Here is a 25,139-nt window from a genome sequence, read left to right on the forward strand (position 1 = left end):
AGGGAGTAACAACCATGGCCGTCGTGACCATGCGTCAGCTGCTGGAAAGCGGTGTCCACTTCGGGCACCAGACCCGGCGCTGGAACCCGAAGATGAAGCGCTTCATCTTCACCGAGCGCAACGGCATCTACATCATCGACCTGCGCCAGACCCTCGACTACATCGAGAAGGCGTACAGCTTCGTGCGTGACACCGTCGCCGAGGGTGGCCACATCCTCTTCGTCGGCACCAAGAAGCAGGCCCAGGAGGCCATCGCCGAGCAGGCGACGCGGGTCGGCCAGCCGTACGTGAACCACCGCTGGCTGGGTGGCATGCTGACCAACTTCCAGACGGTGTACAAGCGTCTTCAGCGCATGAAGGAGCTCGAGGCCCTGGGTGACCTGACCGGCACCGCCGCGGGTTACACCAAGAAGGAGACCCTCCAGCTCTTCCGCGAGAAGACCAAGCTCACCAAGACCCTCGGTGGTCTGCGTGACATGACCAAGACGCCGTCGGCGATCTGGGTCGTGGACACCAAGAAGGAGCACATCGCGGTCGACGAGGCCCGGAAGCTGAACATCCCGGTCATCGCCGTGCTGGACACCAACTGCGACCCGGACGAGGTCGACTTCCCGATCCCGGGCAACGACGACGCGATCCGCTCGGCCGAGCTGCTGACCAAGGTCATCGCCGCCGCGGTCGCCGACGGTCTGATCGCTCGCTCCGGCCGTGGCCGTGGTGCCGCCGCCGACGAGAAGCCCGAGGCGGGCACCGTCGCCGCCGGTGAGCCGCTGCCCGAGTGGGAGCGGGACCTCTACGAGGGTGCCGAGAAGAAGGCCGAGGAGCCGGCCGCCGCTGCCGCTGCTCCCGCCGCTGTCGCCGCTGAGTAAGTCAACCGACTGACATCGAGAGAAGAGTCATGGCTAACTACACCGCCGCGGACGTGAAGAAGCTCCGCGACCTCACCGGTGCCGGCATGATGGACTGCAAGAAGGCGCTGGAGGAGTCCGAGGGCGACTTCGACAAGGCCGTCGAGTTCCTTCGCATCAAGGGTGCGAAGGACGTCGGCAAGCGGGCCGGTCGTACCGCCGCGAACGGCATCGTCGCGCACTCGGGCGGCGCGCTGCTCGAGCTGAACTGCGAGACCGACTTCGTCGCCAAGACCCCCGACTTCGTCGCGCTGGGCCAGCGCTTCGTCGAGTTCGGCGAGCAGAACAAGGTGGCCGACGCCGCCGCGCTGCTCGCTTCGACGCTGGAGGACGGCAAGACCGTCGCCGAGACCGTCGAGGAGTACGCCGCGAAGATCGGCGAGAAGATCGTCGTGAACCGCTTCACGATCGTCGACGGCACCGTCGCGGTCTACCTGCACCGCAAGGCGCAGGACCTGCCGCCGCAGGTCGGTGTCCTGGTGCAGTACTCCGGCAAGAACGACGAGGCGGCCGACTCGGACGCCCGCGGCATCGGCATGCAGATCACCGCGATGCGGCCGAAGTTCCTGAGCCGGGAGGAGGTGCCGGCCGAGGTCGTCGAGACCGAGCGCCGCGTCGCCGAGCAGACCGCTCGTGAGGAGGGCAAGCCCGAGCAGGCGCTGCCCAAGATCATCGAGGGTCGGGTGAACTCCTTCTTCAAGGATTTCGTCCTGCTGGAGCAGGCTTCGGTCGTCGACAACAAGAAGACGGTGAAGCAGATCGCCACCGAGGCGGGCATCGAGATCACCCGGTTCGTCCGGTTCGAGGTCGGCCAGGAGTAAGGCAGCACCGAAAGCAATGCGTCGGGAGGTCGGGTACGCGATTGAGCGCCCGGCCTCCCGGTCGCATAAGGTCTCTTGACAGATGGAGAAGGGAAGGCGGGTCTCATGACGATGGTGACCGAGCAGTCCGCCACGGCTGACGATCAGAACCTGCCGACCATGCGCCCGCGGCGGGTCGTCCTCAAACTTTCCGGCGAGGTCTTCGGCGGCGGTGACGTCGGGGTCGAGCCCGACGTGGTGCAGTCGCTGGCCAGGCAGATCGCCACGGTCATCCGGCGTGGCATCCAGGTCGCGGTCGTGGTCGGTGGCGGCAACTTCTTCCGCGGTGCCGAGCTGCAGAAGCGCGGTATGGACCGCAACCGGGCCGACTACATGGGCATGCTCGGCACGGTGATGAACTGCCTCGCCCTCCAGGACTTCCTGGAGAAGGAGGGCATCGAGACGCGCGTGCAGACCGCCATCACGATGGCCCAGGTCGCCGAGCCCTACCTTCCGCTGCGTGCCATCCGGCACCTGGAGAAGGGCCGCGTCGTCATCTTCGGCGCCGGCGCCGGTATGCCGTACTTCTCCACCGACACGGTCACCGCCCAGCGGGCGCTGGAGATCCGTGCCGACATGGTGCTGATGAGCAAGAACGGCGTCGACGGCGTCTACACCGCGGACCCGCGGGTCGACCCGGACGCCAAGAAGCTGGAATCCATCACCTTCCAGGAGGTCCTGCTGCGTGGTCTGCGGGTGGCCGACCAGGCCGCCTTCAGCCTCTGCCAGGAGAACAAGCTGCCGATGCTGATCTTCGGCGCGGAGGGCGACGACACCATCGTGCGTGCGTGTGCCGGCGAGCGGATCGGCACCCTGATCACCGCCGACTGACGGCCGCATCCATACGTCCCCACATCCCGCACCACCGAAGACAGCAAGGAGGCGAGAAGAGCCGGTGATCGAGGAAACCCTCTTCGAGGCCGAGGAGAAGATGGAGAGCGCGGTCGAGCACGCCAAGGAGGAGTTCGCCGCCATTCGGACCGGCCGGGCTACTCCCGCGATGTTCTCCAAGATCCTGGTCGACTACTACGGCGCGCCCACGCCGGTGACGCAGATGGCGTCGGTCGGTGTCCCGGAGCCGCGCATGGTCATCGTCAAGCCCTACGACGCGTCCCAGCTGGGCCCGATCGAGCGGGCGATCCGCGACTCGGACCTGGGGGTCAACCCCAACAACGAGGGTACGCAACTGCGCATCCACCTCCCGCAGATGACGGAGGAGCGCCGCCGCGAGATGATCAAGGTGGCACGTGGCAAGGCCGAGGACGGGCGTGTCGCGATCCGTAACGTGCGCCGCAAGGCCAAGGACCAGATCGACAAGCTGGTCAAGGACGGCGAGACGGGCGAGGACGACGGCCGCCGTGCGGAGAAGGAGCTCGACGACGTGACGCATCGCTACGTCGCCTCCATCGACGAGCTGCTCAAGCACAAGGAAGCCGAGCTCCTCGAGGTCTGAGAATCGGATGAAGCCCGGAGCGCCTCCCCCGGAGGGGCCCGGGCTTCTCCCCTGTTCGGCCGGTGCCGGTTCACGGGCGGTTAAATTGCCCGCCACCTCGACAGCTGTTCCGGCGTCACCTTTGCAGTACGCTCTGCACGGTTCCAGTGAGATGTAGATTTTCCGGCAGGTAGGGGTCCGGCTTTGTCAGTGCGTTCGGCGGCGTTCCCGCCCACCACCCCGCACGAGGTCTGATGTCCTACGTCGATCCCCGCATCCGGCAGATCCCCGGCGACGACACGAGCGTGCCGGCGCCGTACTTCCATGAGTCAGAGGACCCCAATGCGTATGCCGGGCCGGAGCCGATGAGCGACCCCGCCCCCGTGGAGGGTGGCAAGGGCCGTCGCCGGGCCGGCCGGGGCCGTAAGCCGCAAGGCGGCGGCCGTGCCGGCCGTAACCTGCCGGCCGCCATCGCGGTCGGGGTGAGCCTCGGCCTGATCGTTCTCGCCTCGCTGCTGATCCAGCCGGTGGCACTGCTGGCGGTGCTGGTGGTCGCCTCCGGTGTCGGTGCCTGGGAGATGGCCCGCGCGCTGTCCACGACCGGCGCCAACCCGCCGCTGATCCCGCTGATCGCCGGCAGCGTGCTGATGACCGGCCTGGCCTGGTTCGAGGGGGCCGACGCCCTGGTTCTCGGCCTGCTCGTGACGGTCGGCGCGGCGGTGCTGTGGCGCCTGGCCGACGGGCCGGCGGCGGTGCGCCGCGATTTCACCCCGAGCGTGCTGATCGCCGTCTACGGCCCCTTCCTGCTGAGCTTCGCGGCGATGCTGGTGCGGATGGACGAGACCGACGGTCCGCTCATGGTGGTCTGCACCCTGGTCGCCGTGGTGCTCTCGGACACCGGCGGTTATGCGGCGGGTGTCTTCCTCGGCAAGCACCCGATGGCTCCGAAGATCAGTCCGAAGAAGTCGTGGGAGGGTTTCGCCGGCTCGGTGACGGCCGCCGCGATCGGCAGCGGCGCGCTGCTCTTCTTCCTGCTGGACGTGCCGGTCCATTGGGGCCTGCTGTTCGGCGCGGTCATCTCGGTGGTGGCGGTCCTGGGTGACCTGGCCGAGTCGATGCTCAAGCGGGACCTGAGAGTGAAGGACATGAGCAACCTGCTGCCCGGGCACGGCGGCCTGATGGACCGGCTGGACTCGATCCTGTTCGCCGTCCCGACCGCGTACCTGCTCTTCTCGATCATCACCCCGAGCTAGCTGTGGGCGACCTACTCGGCGGACGTGGGAGACTGGATACGCCATGACGATTCTTCCGGTCATCCCGATCAGTCCCGATCAACCCGACGCGGTGGCGACACGCCGCCGACCCAGCATGCCTCCACGCCATCTCGCCGACATGGATCTCGCGGCCCGCAAGAGCGCGGTCACGAGCCTGGGCGAGCCGGCCTTCCGGGCCAAGCAGCTCTCCACCCACTACTTCGGCCGCCTGGTGCGCGACGCCGCCGAGATGACCGACCTTCCGGCCGGCTCCCGGGACAGGCTGACCGCCGACCTGCTGCCCACGCTGCTGACCCCGATCCGCGAGCAGGCCTGCGACGACGGGGCGACCCGCAAGACACTGTGGCGGCTGCACGACGGCGCGCTCGTGGAGAGCGTCCTGATGGGCTACTCCGATCGGGTGACGGCCTGTGTCTCCAGCCAGGCCGGCTGTGGCATGGCGTGCCCGTTCTGCGCGACCGGCCAGCAGGGCCTGACCCGCAACCTGTCGGTGGCCGAGATCGTGGACCAGGTGGTCTATCTGGCCGGGGTGGCCGCGTCGGGCGCGGTGACCGGTTCGCCGCCCCGCCTGTCCCGGGTGGTCTTCATGGGGATGGGCGAGCCGCTGGCCAACTATCCTCGCGTCATCGAGACGGTGCGGCGGCTGACCGCCCCCGCTCCGGAGGGCCTTGGGCTCTCACAACGGCACATCACGGTGTCCACGGTGGGTTTGGTGCCCGCTATGCGGCGGTTGATCGCCGAACAGCTCTCCGTGACTCTTGCGCTGTCACTGCACGCCCCCGATGATGATCTGCGCGATGAGCTTGTGCCTGTCAACCAGCGTTGGAAGGTGGCCGAGGTGCTCGATGCCGCGTTTGATTACGCGGCACAGACCGGCCGTCGGGTTTCCATCGAATACGCCCTGATCAGGGACGTAAACGATCAGCCCTGGCGTGCCGACCTGCTGGGCCGCCTTCTGAAAGGCAAGCTGGCCCATGTGAATCTCATCCCGCTGAACCCGACGCCGGGCAGCAAGTGGGATGCGAGCCCGAAACCGGTCGAGCGCGAGTTCGTCCGCCGGTTGCAGGAGACCGGTGTCTCGACGACGGTACGCGATACCCGGGGGCGGGAGATCGACGGCGCGTGCGGCCAGCTGGCCGCGGGTGAGCTGACGGACGCGAGCGCAGGGGGCGCCGCAGCCGACGCGGAGGTGGCACAGTGACTGGGCTCAGGTCCCAGCGAGCGGAGTGGGAGACGTTGTGACGAGTCAGGGGCAGCGTTTCCGAAGGCGTGCGCTGCGGCGTGGCTACAAGGTCGACGAGGTCGACGCCTTCCTGGACCGGGTCGAGGCGACCCTGGCCGGGGAGCAGGTCGGTCCGCCGGTCGGCGCGCAGGAAGTACACGACGTCGTCTTCCGGGTGCGGTTCGGCGGCTACGACGAGTGGCAGGTCGACCTGCACCTCGACCGGGTCGAGCGGCAGCTCGCCGAGTTCGAGGAGCGGGGCGGCCGGCCGGCTCCGGATCCGATGCGCGATTCGATGCGCAGCGGTCTCACCGCCGGTTCGGTCTCCGGCCCGCCGGCCATGGACCGCGGCGGTTTCGACCGTGGTGGCTTCGACCGCGGCCCGGCCGGCCCCGGTCCTCAGGTGCAGGGTTTCCCACAGGGCCAGGGTGGCTTCCCGCCCGGTCCCGGCCTGCAGCCGCAGGGGATGCCCGGCCAGGGCGGGTTCGGTGGCCCTCCGGGGATGAACCCGGCGGCCCGGATGGCCTCGCCGCCGACCGAGCGGCTTCCCGCCCCGGTGCGCGACGACCGGATGATGCCGCCGCAGATGCCGCAGCGCCAGCAACAGCAGCAGCTGCCGCCCGGCCCCGACCCCTACGGGCGTTATGACGAGCCGACCGGGTATGGCCAGCAGCAGCCGCCGTCGCAGTTGCCGCAGCGTCCCGGCCCGCCGCCCGGTTACGACCCGAGCGGTTACGACCAGGGCGGCTACGACGGCTTCGAGGCGGGCCGGCACGGTAAGGCGGACATGACCGCCGAGATCCGCATGCCGGACCGGGACCCGCGCGGCGGCTACGGGCAGCAGATGCCGGGCGCCCCCATGCCGGGTTCCCCGATGGCGATGCCGGGTTCGCCGATGCCGGGCGCGCCGATGAGTGGACCGCCCTACGGCGGTGGCGGTGGTTACGGCCAGCCGCCGCAGCAGCAGCAGCCTCAGCTCGGCCCGCCGCTGGGTGAGCCGGGTGGCGAGCTCTACCGGGTGGACCAGTTGCGCCGGACGTTCCAGCCGCGCCGGTTCGGCAGCGGCTACGACCCGATGCAGGTGGACCGGCTGTTCGAGGGCATTCTGCAGGCGATGACGGGCCGCGGCCCGATGCCGGTCAACGAGAACGACCTCGACATGCTCCAGTTCGGCCTGGTGCCGAACGGCTATTTCGAGGCCGAGGTCGACGCCGCGCTGCGCGAGGTGAAGGACATCCTGCTGCGCCGCCGGTGATCCCGCATGTCAAAAGAGGGGGCCTAGGCCCCCTCTTTTGCTGTGCAGGGTCTTACTGGTCGTTGGGGCGCAGGCCGCTGCGGCGCAGGATCGCGTCACCGATGATGACGGCGACGAGGCCGACCGCGATGACGGCGAGCCACACCTTCTCGGTGTTGCCCTGCTGGTTGCCCCAGAAGAAGAGCAGCATGATCGCGGCCGAGATGATCGCGCCCTTCTGAGCCCGCTTGCGGTTGCCGGGCTTCAGCTGGTCGGGCGCGTAGACCTCCTCGTGGTGTTCTTCCGCAGCCACGTGGCGACCTCCTAGTCGATGTTGAATCGCCAAACAGTCTGTCACGGGGTCGACGGGCGAAGCGCAGCAACCCGGTTGTACTTTCGAGGCGGTCAAGAAACCGCTAGGCAGTTAGCAGAGGAGCGATCAAGTGCGGATCACGGGCACCGGCCATGCGAGCATGCGGATCGACACCGCTGCCGGCAGCATTCTGTGCGATCCGTGGGTGAACCCGGCATATTTCGCCTCGTGGTTCCCGTTCCCGGACAACTCCCAGCTGGACTGGGAGACCCTGGGTGACGTCGACTACCTGTATGTCTCCCACCTGCACCGGGACCACTTCGACGCGGAGCACCTGAAGAGGTTCATCAGCAAGAAGGCGACCGTCCTGCTGCCGGAGTACCCGACCTCCCAGCTGGAGGACGAGTTGCGCGAGCTGGGTTTCACCAGCTTCCTGCGGACGAAGTCGGACGAGGTGCACGAGCTCGACGGTGGCCTCAAGGTGATGATCCAGGCGCTGATCAGCCCCACCGACGGCCCGATCGGTGACTCGTCGCTCTGGGTGGAGTACGACGGCATTCGCGTGCTGAACCAGAACGACGCCCGTCCGTCCGACCTGAGCCGGTTCAACGAGCTGGGCCACGTGCACGCGCACATGCTGCAGTTCTCCGGTGCGATCTGGTACCCGATGGTCTACGAGCTCCCGGAGAACGCGAAGACCGCGTTCGGCAAGCAGAAGCGGGAGCGGCAGTTCGACCGCACCTGGCGTTACATCGACGACCTGAAGGCGGACTTCGTCTTCCCGATCGCCGGCCCGCCGTGCTTCCTCGACGACGAGCTGTGGCAGTTCAACGACATCCACGGTGACGAGGGCAACATCTTCCCCGACCAGTCGGTGTTCCTGAGTGAGTATGCGAAGGTCGGCGGCACCAACGCGGTCGTCCAGCTGCCGGGCAGCGTCACCGAGCTGACCGACGGCGGTACGAAGCAGTCGACGACGCACCCGACGCCGGTCGACGAGTTCTTCGCCAACAAGCGCGCTCACCTGGAGGAGATGCGGGAGCGTAAGCGCCCGATCATCGAGGCGGAGAAGGCGTCGTGGCGGCACCCGGAGATCGACGTCCTCAAGGAGCTGAAGAAGCGGATCGAGCCGCTGCTGGAGGAGTCGATCTACCTGGCCAAGGGCGTGGGCGGACCGGTCCGCTTCGACCTGGTCTCCTACGACGGCGCCGAGGTCGAGTCGATCGTGGTGGACTTCCCGGGCAAGCAGGTCCGGGCGTATGCCGATGAAAAGGTCCGCTACCGGTTCCGCACGCAGCGGGAGCTGATCGAGCACCTCATCTTCATCGACGAGGGCGACTGGGTGAACTCGCTGTTCCTGTCCTGCCGCTTCTCCGCGGCCCGGATCGGGCAGTACAACGAGTTCGTCTACGCCTTCTTCAAGTGCCTGTCCGAGGAGCGCCTGCAGTACGCCGAGGGCTGGTACGACGAGCACGAGAAGTCCGTCGACGCCGAGGACATCCAGTTCGGCGACTGGACGGTTCAGCGGCGCTGCCCGCACCTGAAGGCCGACCTGTCGCGTTTCGGTGTCCTCGACGGCAACGTCCTCACCTGCCAGCTCCACGGCTGGAAGTTCGACCTGCCCAGTGGCCGGTGCCTCACCGGCGTCGGCCACAAGATCCGGGCCAGCAAGGAGAGCTGACCGGATCCGGGCCGGCGAAAGGGGCTAGCGCCCCAGGTCCTTGAGGATGCGGCGGGCCGCGTTGTGGCCCGCCGCGCCGATCACACTGCCGGCCGGGTGTGCTCCGGCCGAGCCGTGGTAGAGCCCGTCGAGCCCGGTGAAATAGGGCATCCGCTGGTCGAAGGCGACAGTGTTGTCGACGTGGTGGATGTGCCCGCCGGTGATCCCGAAGTGCCGCTCGATCCCCTGGGGAGTGAGCGGGAACACGTCGGCGACCAGATCCGAGGTGCCGGGCGCGTACCTGTCGCAGATGGCGAGCAGCCTGTCCACGTACCCCGGAAGCTCCTCGTCCCACGACGAACCGGACGGCTCGAACGGCACCGATTGCACGAAGAGCGCCGAGGAATGATGTCCGGCCTCGTCGCGCAGCGACGGGTCGACGGTGGTGTGCAGATACCACTCGATGGTCGGTTCGGCGGGCAGGACACCCGCCTGCACGTCCGCCCACATGCCTCGCAGGTTCGCCATCGGCGAGCCCTCGCCGGGCAGCAGGTGGATGGTCGACCCGAACGGCGACGGCGCACCGGCCGGCAGGCAGTCGAAGACCGGCAGGTCCCGCAGTGCGAGGTTGACCTTGAGGGTGCTGCCGGGCCGCTTGACCGCGGCCATCCGCTCGGTCAGCGCCGAGGGCAAAACCCCATCAGGGACAAGACCCATCAATTGGTACGGGTCACAGCCGCCGAGAACGACAGTGGCGGAGACCGCCCGCCCGTCGGCGAGAACGACCCCACTGGCGGCCCCGCCGTCGACGGTGACCGACGCCACCCGGGCATCCGTGAAGATCCGCGCCCCGGCCGCCCGCGCCGTCTCGGCGAAGGTCCGCGACACGGTGCCCATGCCGCCCTCGGCGATCAGCCAGGTCCCGTCCGAGCCGGGCAGCCGGCACATGTTGTGCACCAGGAAGTTGTGCCCGGTTCCGGGGTCGTCGGGCCCGGCGTTGAGCCCGGACAGGCCGTCGGTGACCGCATACATCGCCACGAGCAGCTCACTGGCGAACCCGAACCGGCCCAGGTAGCCGGCGACCGAACCTCGTACCAGATCAAGGAATGTGCTCTGCAGTTGTGGCCGGATGTGCCGGTCGGCGATCTCCTCCACCGGCGCCGGCTCCTCCAGCCAGGCCGGCGCGAGATCGGCGCGGATCGCGCCGATCTCGACCGACAGTGCCTCGTCGGCCTTCGCGTCACGGTCGCTGAGCTGCGCACGGTTGGCCTTGCCGTCGCTGCCGAAGAGGAGGTACGGCGAGCCGGCCCCGACACCCGGCAGGAAGTAGTGCGGGTCGCGCCGCAGCACCGGAATGTCCACGTCGAGGGTCCGCAGCAGCTCCGGCGGCATCAGCCCGAGCAGGTAGGAGCCGGTGGACTGGCCGAGGCCGGGAACCTTGGGGAAGGGGTGTTCGGTGCGGGTGGCGCCGCCGATCACTCCCGCTGCTTCGAGCACGACGACGTCGAGCCCGGCGCGGGCGAGCAGGATCGAGGAGACGAGGGCGTTGTGACCGGCTCCGATGATCACCACGTCGGCACGGTCCGGAATGGGGGTCATGGTTCGCGAGGCTATCTTGTGGTCGCGTTCGGTGACCTCGCCGAATCATCCGATAAATACGACTCGACGGTCCGGGTCACCGCGAAACCGGTGAGCAGTACCACGTGGAAGAGGTAGAGCCACAGCCCGATCGCCACCACCGCACCCACCTCGTCGAGACCGCCGAACGGCACTCCCAGATCCAGCGGCAGCGCCGTGAACAGCACGAACCCGTGCAGGAAGCCGGACAGGTTCGCCGCCGTGAACGAGCCGATCAGCACCGTCGGCAGCCAGGGCGGGCGGCCCGGTGCCACGTACCGGAACACCCAGATCACCACCGGGGTCAGCAGCAGCCAGATCGCCAGGAACGACAGCGCCACCGCGAGCACCGACCACCAGCCGCCCCGTACCCACAGGCCGCTCGTGGTCGGCAGGGCCAGCAGCAGCGACAGCAGCAGGGCCGGGGTGGCGGCCAGCAGCGGGAGCCACAGCACCCGGCCGCGCCAGCCGATCAGCCTCTCGCCGGGGCGGGCTGTCGACTTCTCGCCGGGGCGGGCTGCCGACTTCTCGCCGGGGCGGGCTATCGACGCGAAGGCGCGGCGCAGGCCCTCGCCGTACAGGGTTGCCGGCAGCAGGCTGGCCAGCGCGAGCGTCGGGGTGAGCGTCAGGCCCGCGTCGATCAGCGCGGCCAGCGCGCGAGGTGCGCCGATCTCGTCCGGCAGGGCGTCGAGGGTGCCTCCGGTCAGCCGGCGTACGCGCTCCGCGCCCACCGCCAGCCCGGTGACCCAGACCGCCAGCAGCGCCGCCGGCACCACCGCGATCCCGCTGTAGAAGGTGATCGCCGCCGCATGCAGCGCGACGTCCTTCCCCCGGAGCGGCCGCAGAATCTCTCGCACGCCGAATCGATACCCCGATCGATACCGGGGATCACTAAGATCTCGCAACCGTGGACACCGACACCGTCTTCGCGTTCTCCGCGCACCCGACCCGCGCCCAGCTGATCGTCTCGATCCGGCGGTTCATCCGCGGGCAGGCCCGGCTCTTCCGGCTGGCCGGGGTGCTCCTGATCGTCTTCGGGCTGGTGTTCTCGCTGGACGAGGAGCACCTGCTGCGGATCTTCACGGTGCTGTTCGGCCTGGCCTGCATCCTGGTGGTGCCGGAGCTGACGGTCCGCACGGTGGTCCGCAAGATCCAGGGGATGCTCAGCCGTCCCACCGAGTACCGGATCGACGAGCAGGGCGTCCGGATGACGAACGACCTGACCGAGTTCTTCGTCCGCTGGGTGGCCGTGGACCGGCTCGACGAGGCGCCCGGCCTGCTGATCGCCCGGACCGGGCAGACCGGCTTCTACGCCATCCCGACCGGCGGGCTCCCGCCGGAGACGGCCGCCGAGGTCACCGAGTTCGTGCGGGCGCACGTCCGGAGCTGAGGGCCGTCCGCCCGCCGTGAGTCCGTCCGCGAGAATGGCCGGTATGCGAGACCTCGTACTGCTCGGCTCCACCGGGTCCATCGGCACCCAGGCCATCGACATCGTCCGGCGCAACCCGGACAGGTTCCGTGTGGTGGCCCTCGGCGCGGGCGGCGGCAACATCGCGCTGCTCGCCGCCCAGGCCCTCGAACTGGGCGTCGAGGTGGTCGGGGTGGCCCGCGCCTCGGTCGTCCAGGACCTCCAGCTCGCCTTCTACGCCGAGGCACAGAAGCGCGGCTGGGCCACCGGCGACTTCAAGCTCCCCAAGATCGTGGCCGGGCCGGAGGCCATGACCGAGCTCGCCCGGTGGCCCTGTGACGTGGTCCTCAACGGCGTCGTCGGCAGCCTCGGCCTGGCACCCACCCTGGCCGCGCTGGAGTCGGGCCGGATCCTCGCGCTCGCCAACAAGGAGTCCCTGGTGGCGGGCGGCCCGCTGGTCCGGCGGATCGCCGAGGAGGGGCAGATCGTCCCGGTCGACTCCGAGCACTCGGCGCTGGCCCAGTGCCTGCGCGGCGGCACCGCGGCCGAGGTGCGGCGGCTCGTGCTCACCGCCAGTGGCGGGGCGTTCCGCGGGCGGCGCCGCGAGGAGCTGACGAAGGTCACACCGGAGGAGGCGCTCAAGCACCCGACCTGGGACATGGGCCCGGTCGTCACGATCAACTCGGCGACGATGGTGAACAAGGCGCTCGAGGTGATCGAGGCGCACGAGCTGTTCGGGGTGCCGTACGACGACATCGAGGTGATGGTCCACCCGCAGTCGGTGCTGCACTCGCTCGTCGAGTTCACCGACGGGTCCACGCTGGCACAGGCCAGCCCGCCGGACATGCGGCTGCCGATCGCGCTCGCCCTGGCCTGGCCGGAGCGGGTGCCGGCCGCGGCTGCCGCCGTCGACTGGACCGAGGCACACAACTGGGAGCTGCGGCCCCTGGACCACGAGGCGTTCCCGGCGGTCGAGCTGGCCAAGCAGGCCGGGCGGGCCGGGCGCTGTCTGCCGGCCGTCTACAACGCCGCCAACGAGGAGTGTGTGGCCGCTTTCGTCTCCGGTCGGCTACCTTTCCTAGGCATCGTCGACACGCTTGAAGAGGTGCTGGCGGCGGCCCCGGATTTCGCGGAGCCGAGTACCGTCGAGGACGTGCTTGCCGCCGAGGCATGGGCCCGAGCCCAGGCGCAGCGGACCATCGAGACTGTGGCTGAGGGAGCCTGATGCTGTTCTGGCTGGGGTGCGCAGCCTTCGCGCTGACGATTCTGATCTCCGTGAGCCTGCACGAGCTGGGACACATGATCACCGGCAAGCGCTTCGGGATGAAGGTCACGAAGTACTTCGTCGGCTTCGGCCCGACCATCTTCTCGTTCCACCGCGGAGAGACCGAGTACGGGTTGAAGCTCATCCCGCTCGGCGGCTTCTGCAAGATCGTCGGCATGACGCCGCAGGACGACGACGTCGCCCCGGAGGACCAGCACCGCGCCATGTGGCGCTTCCCGGTCTGGAAGCGGACCGTCGTGATGGCGGCCGGCTCGATCACCCACTTCATGCTCGCCCTGATCGGCGCCTGGGTGATGGCGTGGGCCATCGGCCTGCCCAACATGTCGCTGCCGCGCACCAGCGAGGAGGAGCGGGCCGCGCCGGCCATGGTCAAGGTGGCCGACTGCCTGCTGACCTCCCTGAGCGACACCAGCACCGAGTGCAAACCCGGCGTCGCGAGCGCGGCGGTCGGTCCCGCCGGGGCCGCGGGCCTGAAGACCGGGGACGTGATCACCAAGGTCGGTGCCACCCCGATCGCCAACTACGGGGAGCTCACCGACGCGATCCGGGCCACGCCACCCGGAGCCACGGTCTTCGAGTACACACGTGACGGCCAGGCGGCACAGGCGACGGTCAATCTGATCCCCGCCGAGCGACGACCGATCGGTGACCCGTCCGGCCCGATCTCGACGGTCGCCGTGGCCGGCATCAACTGGACCACCGATCAGCCGGGCGTCATCCACTACAACGCTCTCAGCGCCGTTCCGGCCTCTGGGGAGTACAACTGGTTCCTCGTCGAGAACTCGATGAGGGCCATGGCCCGGATCCCGGAGAAGATCCCCGCCCTGTGGAATTCGATCACCGGCGACGAGCGCGATCCGGACACCCCGATCAGCGTCATCGGCGCCAGCCGGATCGGCGGTGAGGCTCTGGAGAAGGGCGTGCCCGAGGTCTTCTGGGGCGTCTTCATCTCGCTGAACGTGTTCATCGGCCTGTTCAACCTGCTGCCACTTCTGCCCGTCGACGGCGGTCACATCGCCATCGCCTGGTTCGAGGCCCTCCGCTCCCGGCTGTACCGGCTGCTCCGGAGGCCCGATCCCGGCCGCGTGGACTACTACAAGCTCATGCCGTTGACGTACGCGGTCATCCTCATCGGTGGCGCGTTCACCCTGTTGACCGCCACCGCCGACATCATCAACCCGATTACGATCTTCAAGTGAGTGAGATGACTGCGATCAGTCTCGGTATGCCCGCGGTACCCCCGCCGCCGCTGGCCCCGCGCCGGAAGAGCCGCCAGATCAACGTCGGGGGAGTGCTGGTCGGTGGCGGCGCCCCGGTCAGCGTCCAGTCGATGACGACCACCCTCACCTCGGACGTCAACTCCACCCTCCAGCAGATCGCCGAGCTGACCGCGTCCGGCTGCCAGATCGTCCGGGTCGCCGTGCCGTCCCAGGACGACGTCGAGGCGCTGCCCGCGATCGCCAAGAAGTCGCAGCTCCCGGTCATCGCCGACATCCACTTCCAGCCGAAGTACGTGTTCGCCGCGATCGACGCCGGCTGTGCAGCGGTCCGGGTCAACCCGGGCAACATCCGCCAGTTCGACGACAAGGTCAAGGAGATCGCCAGGGCCGCCGGTGACGCCGGTGTCCCGATCCGGATCGGCGTCAACGCCGGCTCGCTCGACAAGCGTCTCCTGGAGAAATACGGCAAGGCCACCGCTGAGGCGCTCGTCGAGTCGGCGCTCTGGGAGTGCTCGCTCTTCGAGGAGCACGGCTTCCGCGACATCAAGATCTCGGTCAAGCACAACGACCCGGTCGTCATGATCCGGGCCTACCGGCAGCTCGCCGAGCAGTGCGACTACCCGCTGCACCTCGGCGTGACCGAGGCCGGCCCGGCGTTCCAAGGCACGATCAAGAGCGCTGTCGCGTTCGGCGCGCTCCTGGCCGAGGGCATCGGCGACACCATCCGGGTCTCGCTGTCCGCGCCGCCGGTCGAGGAGATCAAGGTCGGCAACCAGATCCTGGAGTCGCTGGGCCTCCGCGAGCGCGGCCTGGAGATCGTCTCCTGCCCGTCCTGCGGTCGCGCCCAGGTCGACGTCTACACCCTCGCCGAGCAGGTCACCGCGGCCCTGGACGGGTTCCCGGTGCCGCTGCGGGTGGCCGTCATGGGCTGCGTCGTCAACGGCCCGGGCGAGGCGCGCGAGGCCGACCTCGGTGTGGCCTCCGGCAACGGCAAGGGCCAGATCTTCGTGAAGGGCAAGGTCATCAAGACGGTGCCCGAGTCGATCATCGTGGAGACGCTGGTCGAGGAGGCGCTGCGCCTGGCCGACGAGATGGGCGCCGACCTCCCCGACGAACTGCGCGAGCTGCTCCCCGGCCCGACGGTGACCGTGCACTGAGTCTGATTGCTCCGCTTCGCGCCGCGGGCGGAACGCCTTATCCGGTGACGAGGCACCTGATTCTCGACGCCCGCGGGGTTCGCGGGTGGGCGGGACTCAGGTGCCTCGTCACCGGCGGCATTTTGGCCGGGCCGACGGGCCGGGTGGTGGCCGCGGTGTCAGGCCGGCGGCGTGGTGAGCTGTGGGCCGGGCCGACGGGCCGGGTGAGGTCAATTCGCGTGGCGACCGAGTGGTTCGGGCTGCAGGGGACCGGCTGTGTGTGGAGGGCTTCAGAACAGGACGGTGGCGAAGCTGCCGGCTGAGACGAAGCCACAGTTCGCGTAGACGCGGCGCGCCGAGGTGTTGTAGTCGTTCACGTAGAGGCTGACGGTGGGGGCGACCCGCCGCAGGGCGTCGGCCACCACCGCCGCCATCGCGCTCGTGGCCAGGCCTCGACCACGGTAGGCCGGGTGCACCCAGACGCCCTGGACCTGGGTGGTCCGGCGGGTGACGATCGCCAGCTCGGCCTTGAAGACGACCAGGTCGCCGTCGAAGCGGGCGTAGGCCCGTTTCGCCTTCACCAGCTCGGCGATCCGCCGCCGGTAACCGCGGCCGCCGTCGTCCTGCATCGGCGAGACGCCGACCTCCTCGGTATACATCGCCACGGCGGCCGGGAAAAGCTGATCGACCTCGCCGGATCGGACCAGGCGCACCGCCGGGTCGGGGCGCACCACCGAGTCACGATCGGTCACCAGCAGCGGCTGTTGCGGACGCACGTCGCGGGCCGGTCCCCAGTTGCCGGCGAGCCGGTCCCACAGGTCCAGCACCGCCTCCGATCGGCCGATGATCGATGAGCAGATCCGTGGCTCGGCGCCGAGTAGATCGGCGAAGGCCGCTGTCGCCGGCGGTGTCGCACCGACCGGCACCAGGTGTGCCCCGGACCAGATGATCGACTCGATCTGACGGCGCGGCTCATAACCGTAGATCCGCCCGTCGGAACGCCACCAGTTCAGGCCGTGAGCGGCCACGCGCTCCGCGATCTGGGCGCCCGCGTAGGGATCGGCGTCGAGGATCCGCTCGACGGCCGCGCGCTCGGGCTCACCGAGCTGGCGAATGGGCACCGTCAACACAGGTACCACATTGCCAGATAGTGGGCCGTCGACACGTACCGCAACCCCGCGATCCCAGAAACCCTTGCCGCCGACACGTTGCCGATATATCGTCTAACTATCGACGACAGAACGGAGAAGGTCATGAGGCACATGCATGGAGAGCGTGGACATGAGCGCGGGCACGGCGGCCACGGATGGCACGGCGAGTTCCGCAGGCGCGGCTTCGGGTTCCCGCCCGGATTTCCCTTCGGGGGACCCGGCGGCCCGGGCGGGCCCGGCTTCCCGCCGCCCGAGTTCGGCCGGTCCGGCCCGCGGCGCGGTGGTCGGGGCGGGCGGCAGAATGTTCGTCCGGCGATCCTCGCGCTGCTCCTGGAGCGGCCGATGCACGGCTACGAGATGATCCAGGAGCTCGACGCCCGCACCGGTGGGATCTGGCGGCCGAGCCCCGGTTCGGTCTACCCGACCCTCCAGCTGCTGGAGGACGAGGGCCTGATCGAGGTGACCGCCGAGGGCGGTCGCAAGAGCTACCGGCTCACCGAGGACGGCCGGCCCGAGGCCGAGACCGCCGCACAGAACCCGCCGTGGTCCCAGATCGGCGCCGACACCATGTCCCAGGTGCAGGACTTCCGCGATGCGGCGGTCGGCATCATGGGCGCCCTCAAGCAGGTCGGTTTCAGCGGCACCGCCGAGCAGCGCCAGAAGGCGCTGGAGGTGCTCAACGAGACGAAGCGAAAGCTCTACGCCATCCTCGCCGAAAGCGAGTGATTCCGCCGCACCGGTGGCGCCCGCCGCGGAGTGGAACCGGCAGTGGCTTCCCGAGGGACGCGCTCGACCAGATCGGGCGCGTCCCTCGGGGGGCAAGAACCTCGCGAGCCGCCGCATTCCCCGCTCTGACCTGCGTAAACCCCCCACCGCGGGAACCGTGGCCACCTACCCTCGATGAAGCTGGCTATCCAGGCGGCAAACGGGGGCGAGGTGCGGCTTGAGCGAACCCTCGGACGCCGTGGTGATCGGGCTGCTGGAGGCGGCGCCCGACGCGATCATCGCCGTCGACCGGGACGGGCACATCACCCTCGTCAACGCGCAGACGGTCCGGATGTTCGGCTACGAGCGGGCCGAGCTCCTCGGGAAGCCCATCGAACTCCTGGTTCCCGAACGATTCCGCCAGCACCATCCGGAGCACCGCCAGGCGTACCACCGTGATCTCCGCCCTCGCCCGATGGGCGCCGGTGTGCCGCTCACCGCCCGGCGCCGGGACGGCAGTGAGTTCCCCGCCGAGATCTCCCTCTCCGCGCTCGCCTCCGGCGGCATGATCGTCGCCGCGGTCCGTGACGTCAGCGACCGGATCCGTCGCGAGGCCAAGTTCCAGGGCCTGCTCGAAGCCGCGCCCGACGCGATCGTCGGTGTCGCCGCCGACGGCCGGATCACCCTGGTCAACGCGCAGGCCGAGCGGCTGTTCGGATATCAGCGCAGCGAGCTTCTCGGCCAGCCCATCGAAGCCCTCGTCCCCGAGTCGGCGCGGGCCCGTCATCCGGATCTGCGGAACCGCTACTTCGCCGATCCCCGGCCACGGCCGATGGGTTCCGGTGCGGCCCTCCGCGCCCGGCGCCGGGACGGCACCGAGTTCCCCGCCGAGATCAGCCTCTCCGCGCTGGAGACCGAGGACGGACTGATCGTCTCCGCCGCGATCCGTGACGTCAGCGAGCGCATCGAGGCCCAGGCCGAACGCCAGCGCCTGGAAGCCGAACGGGAACGCCTCGCCGCGGCCGCGGAACGGGAACGTCTCGAGGCCCAGCTCCAGCAGTCCCAGCGCCTGGAGAGCCTCGGGCAGCTGGCCGGCGGGGTCGCCCACGACTTCAACAACCTGCTCGCGGTGATGCTCAACTACGCCGGCTTCGTCGCCGAGCAGATCCAGGAGGCCGCCGAGGCCGATCCCGCCGGTGTCTGGCCGCAGGCGTCGCTCGATCTGCAGCAGGTGCTGCGGGCCGGCCACCGGGCCACCGAACTCACCCATCAGCTGCTCGCGTTCGGCCGCCGGGAGGTCGTCCGGCCGCGTGTCCTCGACCTCAACGTGGTCATCCGCGAGGTCGAGCAACTGCTGCTGCGTACCCTCGGCGAGCACATCCAGCTGCACGCCGACCTGGAGCCGCGGCTGTGGCCGGTCCTCGCCGACCCCGGCCAGATCGAGCAGGTGCTCGTCAACCTCGCCGTCAACGCCCGCGACGCGATGCCCGGCGGGGGAACCCTCATCGTCCACACCGGCAATCAGGAAGTGACCGCCGACGAGGCCACCTGGATGCGGCCGCCCCCGCCGCCCGGCCGGTACGTGCGCCTGCGGGTCGCCGACACCGGCACCGGCATCCCACCCGAGGTGCTCGAACGCGTCTTCGAGCCGTTCTTCACCACGAAGGCGCCCGGCGAGGGCACCGGACTCGGTCTGGCCACCGTCTACGGCATCATCACCCAGGCCGGCGGCTATGCCGGCCTGCACTCCACGGTCGGTGCCGGCACCGTCGTCACCGCCCTGCTCCCCGTCACCCAGGAACTCCCGGCCACCGTTGCCGTGTCCGCCGCTCCCGCTCAGCTCCGGCGTGGTGGCGAGACGATCCTGGTGGTCGAGGACGAGGAGGCCCTGCGCGCAGTCACCGAGCGGATCCTGACACGCAACGGTTACCACGTGCTGAGCGCCGGCGGCGGCCCGGAGGCACTCAAGATCATCCAGGACGCGACCCGGCACATCGACCTGATGCTCACCGATGTGGTCATGCCGCACATGCACGGGCGCCAACTGGCCGAGTACGTCCGCGGGGAGCGCCCCGGCCTGCCGGTCGTCTACATGTCCGGGTACGCCCAGCCGTTCATCACCGGCGAGGGCACCCTGGAACCCAACACCATCCTGATCACGAAGCCGTTCACCCAGGCGGAGCTGCTGGAGCGCCTGCGCGAGGCCCTGGACCAGGCCTGACCGGCCGTTACGACGTGGTACGCCCGAGGGCGGCGATCAGGTCGAGCAGGGCGGGCGGGCCGCCCCGCTCCAGCTCGGGGGTCGGGGTCAGCGCCATGATCGGGACGGTCACGCCGGCCTCGGCGTAGGCCTGGACCCGGGCCCGGCACTCGGCGGGGGAGCCGTGCACGATCAGCTCGTCGACGAGGGAGTCGGGGATCGCGGCCAGGGCGCCCTTGCGGTCGCCGGACTGCCAGGCCTGCCACATCGGGGTGAGCAGATCCTCGCGGCCGAGCCAGCGGTGGAAGGCCGCGTAGGCGGGGACCGTCAGGTAGGCGGTGATCATGCGCCGGCCGATGGTGCGGGCGAAGGCGACGTCCTCGGTCGGGACCACGAAGATCCGGGTGGCGACCTCGAATCCGGACGGCGCCTCCTTGGTCTCGGCCAGCGCGGTGGTCACGTCGGACGCCGACAGCCAGTTGAGGATCACGCCGTCGGCCTCGGCCGCGGCCAGGCGCAGCATGCCGGGACGCAGCGCGGCCAGCAGGATCTGCGGCGGGGTCGCGGGCGGGCGCTCCAGCCGGAAACGGCGCACCGAGAAGGTGTCGAAGTCGCCGTCGACCAGCTCGCCGGCCAGTGCCGACCGCACGAAACGGAGCACGTCACGGCTGCGGGCGAACGGCCGGTCGAAGTCGACGGCGTTCCAGTCGCCGACGACCACCGGGGACGACGCGCCGATGCCGAGCTGGAACCGGCCGGGCGCGGCCTCGGCCAGCGCGGCGGCGGTCATCGCCAGCAGGCCCGGCCCGCGGGTGAAGGCCGGGGCGATCGCGGTGCCCAGCCGCAGTCGCGGCTCCCAGGCGGCGGCCAGGGTCAGCGGGGTGAAACCGTCGGTGCCGGCGACCTCGGCCGACCAGACATCGGTGAAACCCGCATCGGCAAGCGCCGAGAAGACGGCGGCGTGCTCGGAGAGCGGAACGCCGCCGAACGGCACGGTCATGCCCCATCGCATCGACATGCCCTCGATCCTGCCGGGATGATCGGCGTGATGTCCAACACTTCGGCCGAGGTGCGGGATATCCCACGCGGGCGGCTCGCCCCGATCGGGACGGGCCGCCCGCACGGGTCAGCCGACGGTGGTGCGGGTGCGCCAGGCGGTCATGAACGAGGTCTTGCCGTTGGTCCGCAGCAGCGAGCCCTGATAGATCCGGGCGCCGATCAGGAGCATGCCGACCGCGCTCAGGGCCAGGACCGCCAGCGAGACGAACGGCTCCCAGGCGGCCGCCCCGTTCTCGAAGATCCGGATGGGCATGGCCATCGGCGACGAGAGCGGGAAGTACGAGAGCGCGGTCAGCGCCGCCGCGTTGTCCCGCAGGAAGATCACCGCGAAGAACGGGATGAGCACCACCATCTGCACCGACCCGGACGTGCTGCCCAGGTCCTCCTGCCGGGCGGCCAGCGCGCCGACCGCCGCCCACAGGGTGGCCAGCATGACGAAGCCGAGGATGAAGAACGGCAGGAACCAGCCGAGGGCCGGGCGGAGCGCGGCGATCACACCGGAGTCGAGCCCGGCCACCGTCGATCCGATCATGGCGATCACCGTCAGCAGCGCTATCTGGGCGAAGGCCAGCACCGACATCGCGGCGACCTTGCCGGCCAGCAGTGCCCGGGCCGGGATGCTGGAGACCAGGATCTCGACGATCCGGGTCTGCTTCTCCTCCACCACGCTCTGCGCGATCTGGATCCCGAAGAGCAGCGAGGTGATGTAGCAGAGCATGGCCAGCGCCAGCGGTACGAGCACCGCGATCGCCTCGTTGAACGGAGGCGGGTTCAGCAGCTCGACCGCCGGGGTCGTGCTCAGGGCGCCGACCACGTCGTCCGGCGCCTCCTCCATGGCCAGCACCCTGGGACCGGGCAGCACCACGGCGTCCACCTCGCCGGCGCGGAGCTGCTCCTCGGCGACGGCCGCGTCGGTGACCTCACGGACGTCCAGCTCGGCCGCCCGCAACGGCGGCGCGAACGTGCTGTCGACCACCGCCACCTTCGTCGCGCCACTGTCCAGCATGGCCGGGATCGCGATCGAGCCGATCAGGATTACCAGGAACGACACGGTACTGAAGATGAACGCCTTGTCCCGGAGCTTGGCGCGGATCTCCCGGCCGAAGACGAGCCGGGCGGCCTGGAGCGTGGTCATCGGATCACCTCTCGGAAGATCTCTGCGAGCGACGGGCGGACCGGGCCGAAGGCACGGACCGGGCCACGGTCCAGTGCGGACCGGAGCACGGCCTGCTCATCGGCTCCGGCGGTCAGGTCGAAGACGGCCGTCGCCCCGTCGAGTTCGAGCAGCGTCACGCCGGGCTCGTCGCGCAGCCAGCCGGCGTCACCGTCCACCTCGATCCGGAAGCGGGGCAGCGCGTACTGCTCGCGCAGCGCGGTCCGGGCGCCGGCGGCGCGGATCGTGCCGTCCGCGATGATCACCAGGTCGTCGCAGAGGCGCTCGACCAGTTCGAGCTGATGGCTGGAGAACAGGACGGCGGCACCGGTACGGGCCCGCTCACGCAGGACAGCCAGCACGGTCTCCACCGCGATCGGGTCGAGGCCGGAGAACGGCTCGTCGAGGACCAGCAGCTCCGGGTCGTGCACCAGGGCCGCGGCGATCTGGGCCCGCTGCTGGTTGCCGAGCGACAGCTTCTCCACCGGGTCGCCGGCGCGCTCACCCAGCTCCAGACGCTCCAGCAGGGCGGTGGTGCGGCGCTTGGCGTCGGCGTGGCTGAGGCCGTGCAGACGGCCCAGGTAGACGACCTGCTCGCCGACGGTCATCTTCGGGTAGAGCCCGCGCTCCTCCGGCATGTAGCCGAAGCTCTGCCGCGCGGCCCGTGTCACCGGCGAGCCCTGCCAGGTCACCGTGCCGTTGTCGGGAGCGAGCACCCCCAGGACGATGCGCATGGTGGTGGTCTTGCCGGCACCGTTCGCACCGACGAAGCCGGTGAGCCGGCCGGAGTCCACCGTGAACGACACGTCCTTGAGGACCTGTCGCTCCCCGAAGGACCGGTTCACGGCCTCCACGTTCAGGACGGTTGTCATGACCATGACGCTAGATCAGCATCGATGTCGCGTCGTCCGGCTCGGGGACGTCATCCTCCAGAAGGACCCTCGCCGCCGGGACGGACCACCCCCAGCTCGTACGCCAGCACCACGGCCTGGGTGCGATCGCGGGCGCCGACCTTCATCAGGATCCGGCTGACGTGCGTCTTCACCGTCGTCTCGCCCAGGCGCAGGGTCGTCGCGATCTCCGCGTTGGTGGCCCCTCCGGCGAGCAGGACCAGCACCTCGTGCTCGCGGGGTGTCAGCTGGTCGAGGCGTACCCCCGTGGTGTTGGGGGTGGTGAAGGTGGAGATGACCCGCCGGGTGACGGCCGGGGCGAGCAGCGCCTCACCGGAGGCGACCACCCGTACCGCCTCGGTCAGGGCCTCCGGGGTGCCGTTCTTCAGCAGGAAGCCGCTGGCACCGGCCCGCAGCGCCGCGAACAGGTAGTCGTCGCGGTCGAAGGTGGTGAGGATGAGCACCGACGGGCCGCCGTCGGCGGCGATCCGCCGGGTCGCCTCCAGACCGTCGACACCGGGCATCTCGACGTCCATCAGCACCACGTCGGGCCGCAGCCGCAGGGCCATCTCGACCGCCTGGGCACCGTCGGCGGCCTCGCCGACGACGGTGATGTCGTCCTCCATCTCGAGGATGACCCGGAAGCCGGTCCGGACGAGCTGGTGGTCGTCGGCGAGCAGGACCGTGACCGTCACCGGACCGCTCCCGCCTGGTACGGGAACCGCACCCGCACCCGGTAGCCGCCGTCGGGATGCGGCCCGTGCTCGAGGGCGCCGTCGTGCACCGCCACCCGCTCCCGCATGCCGACCAGGCCCATCCCGCCGGACCCGGATCCGGACCCGCCCCGCCCGTCGTCGGTGACGTCGAGCTCGATCCCGCCGCTGAGATACCGGATCCGGACGTCGAGGGTGTGCGCGTGCGCGTGTTTCAGCGTGTTGGTGACCGCTTCCTGGACGATCCGGTAGGCGGCCTGGGACAGCGACTCGGGCAGCGGCACCGGTTCACCGTAGACGGCGTAGCGCACCGTGAGCCCGGCCTCCCGGGCCCGGTCGGTGATCTCCTCCAGCCGGTCGACGCCGGCGTTGGGCACCACCTCCTCGGTGGTGGCGGAGCTGGCCCGGAGGGCGCCGAGCATGCGGCGCAGCTCGTCGACGGCGGTGCGGGCACCTTCCTCGACAGCGGCGAGCGCGGTCCGCGCCCGGGCCGGGTCCTTGTCGAGCGCGCGGCGGCAGGCCGACGCCTGGATTCCCATCACCGAGACGTGGTGGGCGACGACGTCGTGCAGCTCACGCGCTATCCGGACACGTTCGCCGAGGACCGCCCGCTCGGCGGCGATCTCCTGGGTGGCCCGCAACTCGGCGGCCTGCTCCTCCAGGGCATGGCTGCGCCGCACGTGCTGCCAGGCGGCGTCGCCCATCAGGTAGCTGAAGGCGAAGAACGCCGAGTTCACCACGAACCAGTTGAACGCCAGCGAGGCCCGCTCGGCGGGGCCGCCGATGCCGCCGGCGAAGAACACGAAGACGATCACCAGCCAGGCGAACATGGCGCCGATGATGCCGAGCCGCAGGATCCGGGCCCGGTTCCGGTTGCGGCCCCAGGCGCCCAGCGCGTAGATCGCCGCGAACAGCACACCGATGGTGACCTGCTGCTCCTGCGAGCCGCGGACCTGACCACCGATGAAGGCGGCGCCGATCACGACGGCGATCACATCGGGGTACGCCCGTCGCAGCGCCAGTGGCAGCGTGATGGCCAGCACCCAGCAGATCTGCTCGGGCACGGGAGCCACCCGGCCGGGGTCGAGCGTGTTGAGGTGGCGGGTGAGGAAGAGGTTGACCAGGGCGACCGCGCCGACGGCCAGCCCGATCCACACATCCGTGCGCCGCTGGGCCGCGGTCGGGCCGGGCCGTACCCAGTCGTCGAGGTTCACCGATGGCATGGGCAGACCATGTCACGAACGGGCAAGAACGGGTCAGCCGCGCCGGGTCTGTGTGGGGATGCTCGCGTCCTGATCGGGGGTGATCGTGCCGCCGAGCTCGCGGATGTGGTGGTGTGCGGCTTCGAGGCGGTCCTCGAGGGTGACGATCCGGCAGGCGGCGGCGAGCAGGAATCCCTGGTCGAGCAGCACCCGGACGCGGGCGGCGAGGTCGAGTTGGTGGCGGGAGTAGCGGCGGTGGCCCCCGGCCGAGCGCTCCGGCTCGATCAGGCCGGCCTCGTCGAGACTGCGCAGAAAAGCGGCCGTCACCCCGAGTGTCTCGGCGGCGCGGCCCATGCTGAACACCGGACTGTCGCGGTCCATGTGTCTATCCAGCCACAGACCAGGGCCCCGGCGGGTAACCGGGGCCCTGGCTTTTCAATTCTGGTGCCGGACTCTGCCGGCGCATGTGGTCGACCGGCTGCGTGCCGCTAGCAGTC

At 69.9% G+C, this 25,139-nt stretch carries 24 protein-coding genes; 14 read left to right on the forward strand and 10 right to left on the reverse strand.

Going from position 1 to position 25,139, the window contains the following annotated elements:
• Positions 1 to 14: 14 nt before the first annotated feature.
• From rpsB to ACFO0C_RS23515, 7 genes are all read left to right on the forward strand, one after another.
• Positions 15 to 869, forward strand: a complete 855-nt coding sequence (rpsB, locus tag ACFO0C_RS23485) for a 30S ribosomal protein S2 (protein ID WP_378068811.1) — start codon at positions 15 to 17, stop codon at positions 867 to 869.
• A gap of 29 nt (positions 870 to 898) precedes the next feature.
• On the forward strand, positions 899 to 1,729 hold the full coding sequence (tsf, locus tag ACFO0C_RS23490; RefSeq protein ID WP_378068812.1) for a translation elongation factor Ts: 831 nt from the start codon (positions 899 to 901) through the stop codon (positions 1,727 to 1,729).
• Positions 1,730 to 1,888: 159 nt separating this feature from the next.
• Complete coding sequence (gene pyrH, locus ACFO0C_RS23495) at positions 1,889 to 2,599, forward strand: UMP kinase (protein WP_378069130.1); 711 nt, start codon at positions 1,889 to 1,891, stop codon at positions 2,597 to 2,599.
• Positions 2,600 to 2,663: 64 nt separating this feature from the next.
• The gene (frr, locus tag ACFO0C_RS23500; protein WP_378068813.1) at positions 2,664 to 3,221 is read left to right on the forward strand and encodes a ribosome recycling factor; all 558 of its coding nucleotides are present in this window, start codon (positions 2,664 to 2,666) and stop codon (positions 3,219 to 3,221) included.
• Between the two features lie 233 nt (positions 3,222 to 3,454).
• A complete protein-coding gene (locus tag ACFO0C_RS23505) occupies positions 3,455 to 4,453 on the forward strand; it encodes a phosphatidate cytidylyltransferase (RefSeq protein ID WP_378068814.1) in 999 nt (332 codons plus the stop codon).
• Positions 4,454 to 4,496: 43 nt separating this feature from the next.
• A complete protein-coding gene (rlmN, locus tag ACFO0C_RS23510) occupies positions 4,497 to 5,675 on the forward strand; it encodes a 23S rRNA (adenine(2503)-C(2))-methyltransferase RlmN (protein ID WP_378068815.1) in 1,179 nt (392 codons plus the stop codon).
• Positions 5,676 to 5,712: 37 nt separating this feature from the next.
• Positions 5,713 to 6,951 (forward strand): DivIVA domain-containing protein, encoded by a 1,239-nt coding sequence (locus tag ACFO0C_RS23515; RefSeq protein WP_378068816.1) that lies wholly within the window; start codon positions 5,713 to 5,715, stop codon positions 6,949 to 6,951.
• Between the two features lie 52 nt (positions 6,952 to 7,003).
• Here ACFO0C_RS23515 and ACFO0C_RS23520 read toward each other — a convergent pair whose 3' ends face one another.
• Entirely contained in the window at positions 7,004 to 7,243 is a 240-nt protein-coding gene (locus ACFO0C_RS23520) for a DUF2631 domain-containing protein (protein ID WP_378068817.1), read from the reverse strand.
• Positions 7,244 to 7,373: 130 nt separating this feature from the next.
• Here ACFO0C_RS23520 and ACFO0C_RS23525 point away from each other — a divergent pair, with 130 nt between their 5' ends.
• Positions 7,374 to 8,924 (forward strand): Rieske 2Fe-2S domain-containing protein, encoded by a 1,551-nt coding sequence (locus ACFO0C_RS23525; protein ID WP_378068818.1) that lies wholly within the window; start codon positions 7,374 to 7,376, stop codon positions 8,922 to 8,924.
• A 24-nt stretch (positions 8,925 to 8,948) separates the two neighbouring features.
• Here ACFO0C_RS23525 and ACFO0C_RS23530 read toward each other — a convergent pair whose 3' ends face one another.
• Positions 8,949 to 10,502, reverse strand: coding sequence for a phytoene desaturase family protein (locus tag ACFO0C_RS23530; protein ID WP_378068819.1), 1,554 nt, complete (start codon positions 10,500 to 10,502; stop codon positions 8,949 to 8,951).
• Positions 10,503 to 10,513: 11 nt separating this feature from the next.
• Positions 10,514 to 11,377 (reverse strand): YhjD/YihY/BrkB family envelope integrity protein, encoded by an 864-nt coding sequence (locus ACFO0C_RS23535; protein ID WP_378068820.1) that lies wholly within the window; start codon positions 11,375 to 11,377, stop codon positions 10,514 to 10,516.
• A 50-nt stretch (positions 11,378 to 11,427) separates the two neighbouring features.
• Here ACFO0C_RS23535 and ACFO0C_RS23540 point away from each other — a divergent pair, with 50 nt between their 5' ends.
• Genes ACFO0C_RS23540 through ispG form a run of 4 tightly spaced genes read left to right on the forward strand, consistent with a single transcriptional unit; the run spans position 11,428 to position 15,590 of the window.
• A complete protein-coding gene (locus ACFO0C_RS23540; protein ID WP_378068821.1) occupies positions 11,428 to 11,910 on the forward strand; it encodes a YcxB family protein in 483 nt (160 codons plus the stop codon).
• Positions 11,911 to 11,944: 34 nt separating this feature from the next.
• Positions 11,945 to 13,153 carry a 1-deoxy-D-xylulose-5-phosphate reductoisomerase gene (gene dxr / locus ACFO0C_RS23545; RefSeq protein WP_378068822.1) on the forward strand — a complete coding sequence of 403 codons (1,209 nt, stop codon included), beginning with the start codon at positions 11,945 to 11,947 and terminating at the stop codon, positions 13,151 to 13,153.
• Entirely contained in the window at positions 13,153 to 14,412 is a 1,260-nt protein-coding gene (locus ACFO0C_RS23550; RefSeq protein ID WP_378068823.1) for a M50 family metallopeptidase, read from the forward strand. Before dxr ends, ACFO0C_RS23550 begins: the two co-directional genes overlap by 1 nt.
• Before the next feature lie 5 nt (positions 14,413 to 14,417).
• The gene (ispG, locus tag ACFO0C_RS23555; protein WP_378069131.1) at positions 14,418 to 15,590 is read left to right on the forward strand and encodes a flavodoxin-dependent (E)-4-hydroxy-3-methylbut-2-enyl-diphosphate synthase; all 1,173 of its coding nucleotides are present in this window, start codon (positions 14,418 to 14,420) and stop codon (positions 15,588 to 15,590) included.
• Between the two features lie 269 nt (positions 15,591 to 15,859).
• Here the strand turns inward: ispG and ACFO0C_RS23560 are convergent, their stop codons facing one another.
• On the reverse strand, positions 15,860 to 16,699 hold the full coding sequence (locus ACFO0C_RS23560) for a GNAT family N-acetyltransferase (protein WP_378068824.1): 840 nt from the start codon (positions 16,697 to 16,699) through the stop codon (positions 15,860 to 15,862).
• A 132-nt stretch (positions 16,700 to 16,831) separates the two neighbouring features.
• Here ACFO0C_RS23560 and ACFO0C_RS23565 point away from each other — a divergent pair, with 132 nt between their 5' ends.
• Together ACFO0C_RS23565 and ACFO0C_RS23570 are read left to right on the forward strand one after the other, a co-directional pair.
• The gene (locus tag ACFO0C_RS23565) at positions 16,832 to 17,446 is read left to right on the forward strand and encodes a PadR family transcriptional regulator (RefSeq protein WP_378069132.1); all 615 of its coding nucleotides are present in this window, start codon (positions 16,832 to 16,834) and stop codon (positions 17,444 to 17,446) included.
• Positions 17,447 to 17,663: 217 nt separating this feature from the next.
• Positions 17,664 to 19,646, forward strand: a complete 1,983-nt coding sequence (locus ACFO0C_RS23570; RefSeq protein ID WP_378068825.1) for a PAS domain S-box protein — start codon at positions 17,664 to 17,666, stop codon at positions 19,644 to 19,646.
• Between the two features lie 7 nt (positions 19,647 to 19,653).
• On the opposite strand, the gene ACFO0C_RS23575 is transcribed toward ACFO0C_RS23570, so the two are convergent.
• From ACFO0C_RS23575 to ACFO0C_RS23600, 6 genes are all read right to left on the reverse strand, one after another.
• A complete protein-coding gene (locus ACFO0C_RS23575) occupies positions 19,654 to 20,625 on the reverse strand; it encodes an LLM class F420-dependent oxidoreductase (protein ID WP_378069133.1) in 972 nt (323 codons plus the stop codon).
• Positions 20,626 to 20,751: 126 nt separating this feature from the next.
• Complete coding sequence (locus tag ACFO0C_RS23580; RefSeq protein ID WP_378068826.1) at positions 20,752 to 21,819, reverse strand: ABC transporter permease; 1,068 nt, start codon at positions 21,817 to 21,819, stop codon at positions 20,752 to 20,754.
• Positions 21,816 to 22,709 (reverse strand): ABC transporter ATP-binding protein, encoded by an 894-nt coding sequence (locus tag ACFO0C_RS23585; RefSeq protein ID WP_378068827.1) that lies wholly within the window; start codon positions 22,707 to 22,709, stop codon positions 21,816 to 21,818. The genes ACFO0C_RS23580 and ACFO0C_RS23585 overlap by 4 nt, the downstream gene beginning before the upstream one ends.
• A 50-nt stretch (positions 22,710 to 22,759) precedes the next feature.
• Positions 22,760 to 23,422 (reverse strand): response regulator, encoded by a 663-nt coding sequence (locus ACFO0C_RS23590; RefSeq protein ID WP_378068828.1) that lies wholly within the window; start codon positions 23,420 to 23,422, stop codon positions 22,760 to 22,762.
• Positions 23,419 to 24,663, reverse strand: coding sequence for a sensor histidine kinase (locus tag ACFO0C_RS23595; protein WP_378068829.1), 1,245 nt, complete (start codon positions 24,661 to 24,663; stop codon positions 23,419 to 23,421). The genes ACFO0C_RS23590 and ACFO0C_RS23595 overlap by 4 nt, the downstream gene beginning before the upstream one ends.
• Before the next feature lie 33 nt (positions 24,664 to 24,696).
• Entirely contained in the window at positions 24,697 to 25,023 is a 327-nt protein-coding gene (locus tag ACFO0C_RS23600; protein WP_378068830.1) for a MerR family transcriptional regulator, read from the reverse strand.
• Positions 25,024 to 25,139 lie beyond the last annotated feature (116 nt).

The organism is Actinoplanes subglobosus (genome assembly GCF_042650585.1).
GTDB lineage: Bacteria > Actinomycetota > Actinomycetes > Mycobacteriales > Micromonosporaceae > Actinoplanes > Actinoplanes subglobosus.

Excerpts from the sequence above, each read along its gene's own strand:
- rpsB (WP_378068811.1), top strand. The coding sequence starts at position 15 with ATGGCCGTCGTGACCATGCGTCAGCTGCTGGAAAGCGGTGTCCACTTC.
- tsf (WP_378068812.1), top strand. The coding sequence starts at position 899 with ATGGCTAACTACACCGCCGCGGACGTGAAGAAGCTCCGCGACCTCACC.
- pyrH (WP_378069130.1), top strand. The coding sequence starts at position 1,889 with ATGCGCCCGCGGCGGGTCGTCCTCAAACTTTCCGGCGAGGTCTTCGGC.
- ACFO0C_RS23505 (WP_378068814.1), top strand. The coding sequence starts at position 3,455 with ATGTCCTACGTCGATCCCCGCATCCGGCAGATCCCCGGCGACGACACG.
- rlmN (WP_378068815.1), top strand. The coding sequence starts at position 4,497 with ATGACGATTCTTCCGGTCATCCCGATCAGTCCCGATCAACCCGACGCG.
- ACFO0C_RS23530 (WP_378068819.1), bottom strand. The coding sequence starts at position 10,502 with ATGACCCCCATTCCGGACCGTGCCGACGTGGTGATCATCGGAGCCGGT.
- dxr (WP_378068822.1), top strand. The coding sequence starts at position 11,945 with ATGGCCGGTATGCGAGACCTCGTACTGCTCGGCTCCACCGGGTCCATC.
- ACFO0C_RS23550 (WP_378068823.1), top strand. The coding sequence starts at position 13,153 with ATGCTGTTCTGGCTGGGGTGCGCAGCCTTCGCGCTGACGATTCTGATC.
- ispG (WP_378069131.1), top strand. The coding sequence starts at position 14,418 with ATGACTGCGATCAGTCTCGGTATGCCCGCGGTACCCCCGCCGCCGCTG.
- ACFO0C_RS23565 (WP_378069132.1), top strand. The coding sequence starts at position 16,832 with ATGCATGGAGAGCGTGGACATGAGCGCGGGCACGGCGGCCACGGATGG.
- ACFO0C_RS23575 (WP_378069133.1), bottom strand. The coding sequence starts at position 20,625 with ATGACCGTGCCGTTCGGCGGCGTTCCGCTCTCCGAGCACGCCGCCGTC.
- ACFO0C_RS23580 (WP_378068826.1), bottom strand. The coding sequence starts at position 21,819 with ATGACCACGCTCCAGGCCGCCCGGCTCGTCTTCGGCCGGGAGATCCGC.
- ACFO0C_RS23585 (WP_378068827.1), bottom strand. The coding sequence starts at position 22,709 with ATGACAACCGTCCTGAACGTGGAGGCCGTGAACCGGTCCTTCGGGGAG.
- ACFO0C_RS23595 (WP_378068829.1), bottom strand. The coding sequence starts at position 24,663 with ATGCCATCGGTGAACCTCGACGACTGGGTACGGCCCGGCCCGACCGCG.
- ACFO0C_RS23600 (WP_378068830.1), bottom strand. The coding sequence starts at position 25,023 with ATGGACCGCGACAGTCCGGTGTTCAGCATGGGCCGCGCCGCCGAGACA.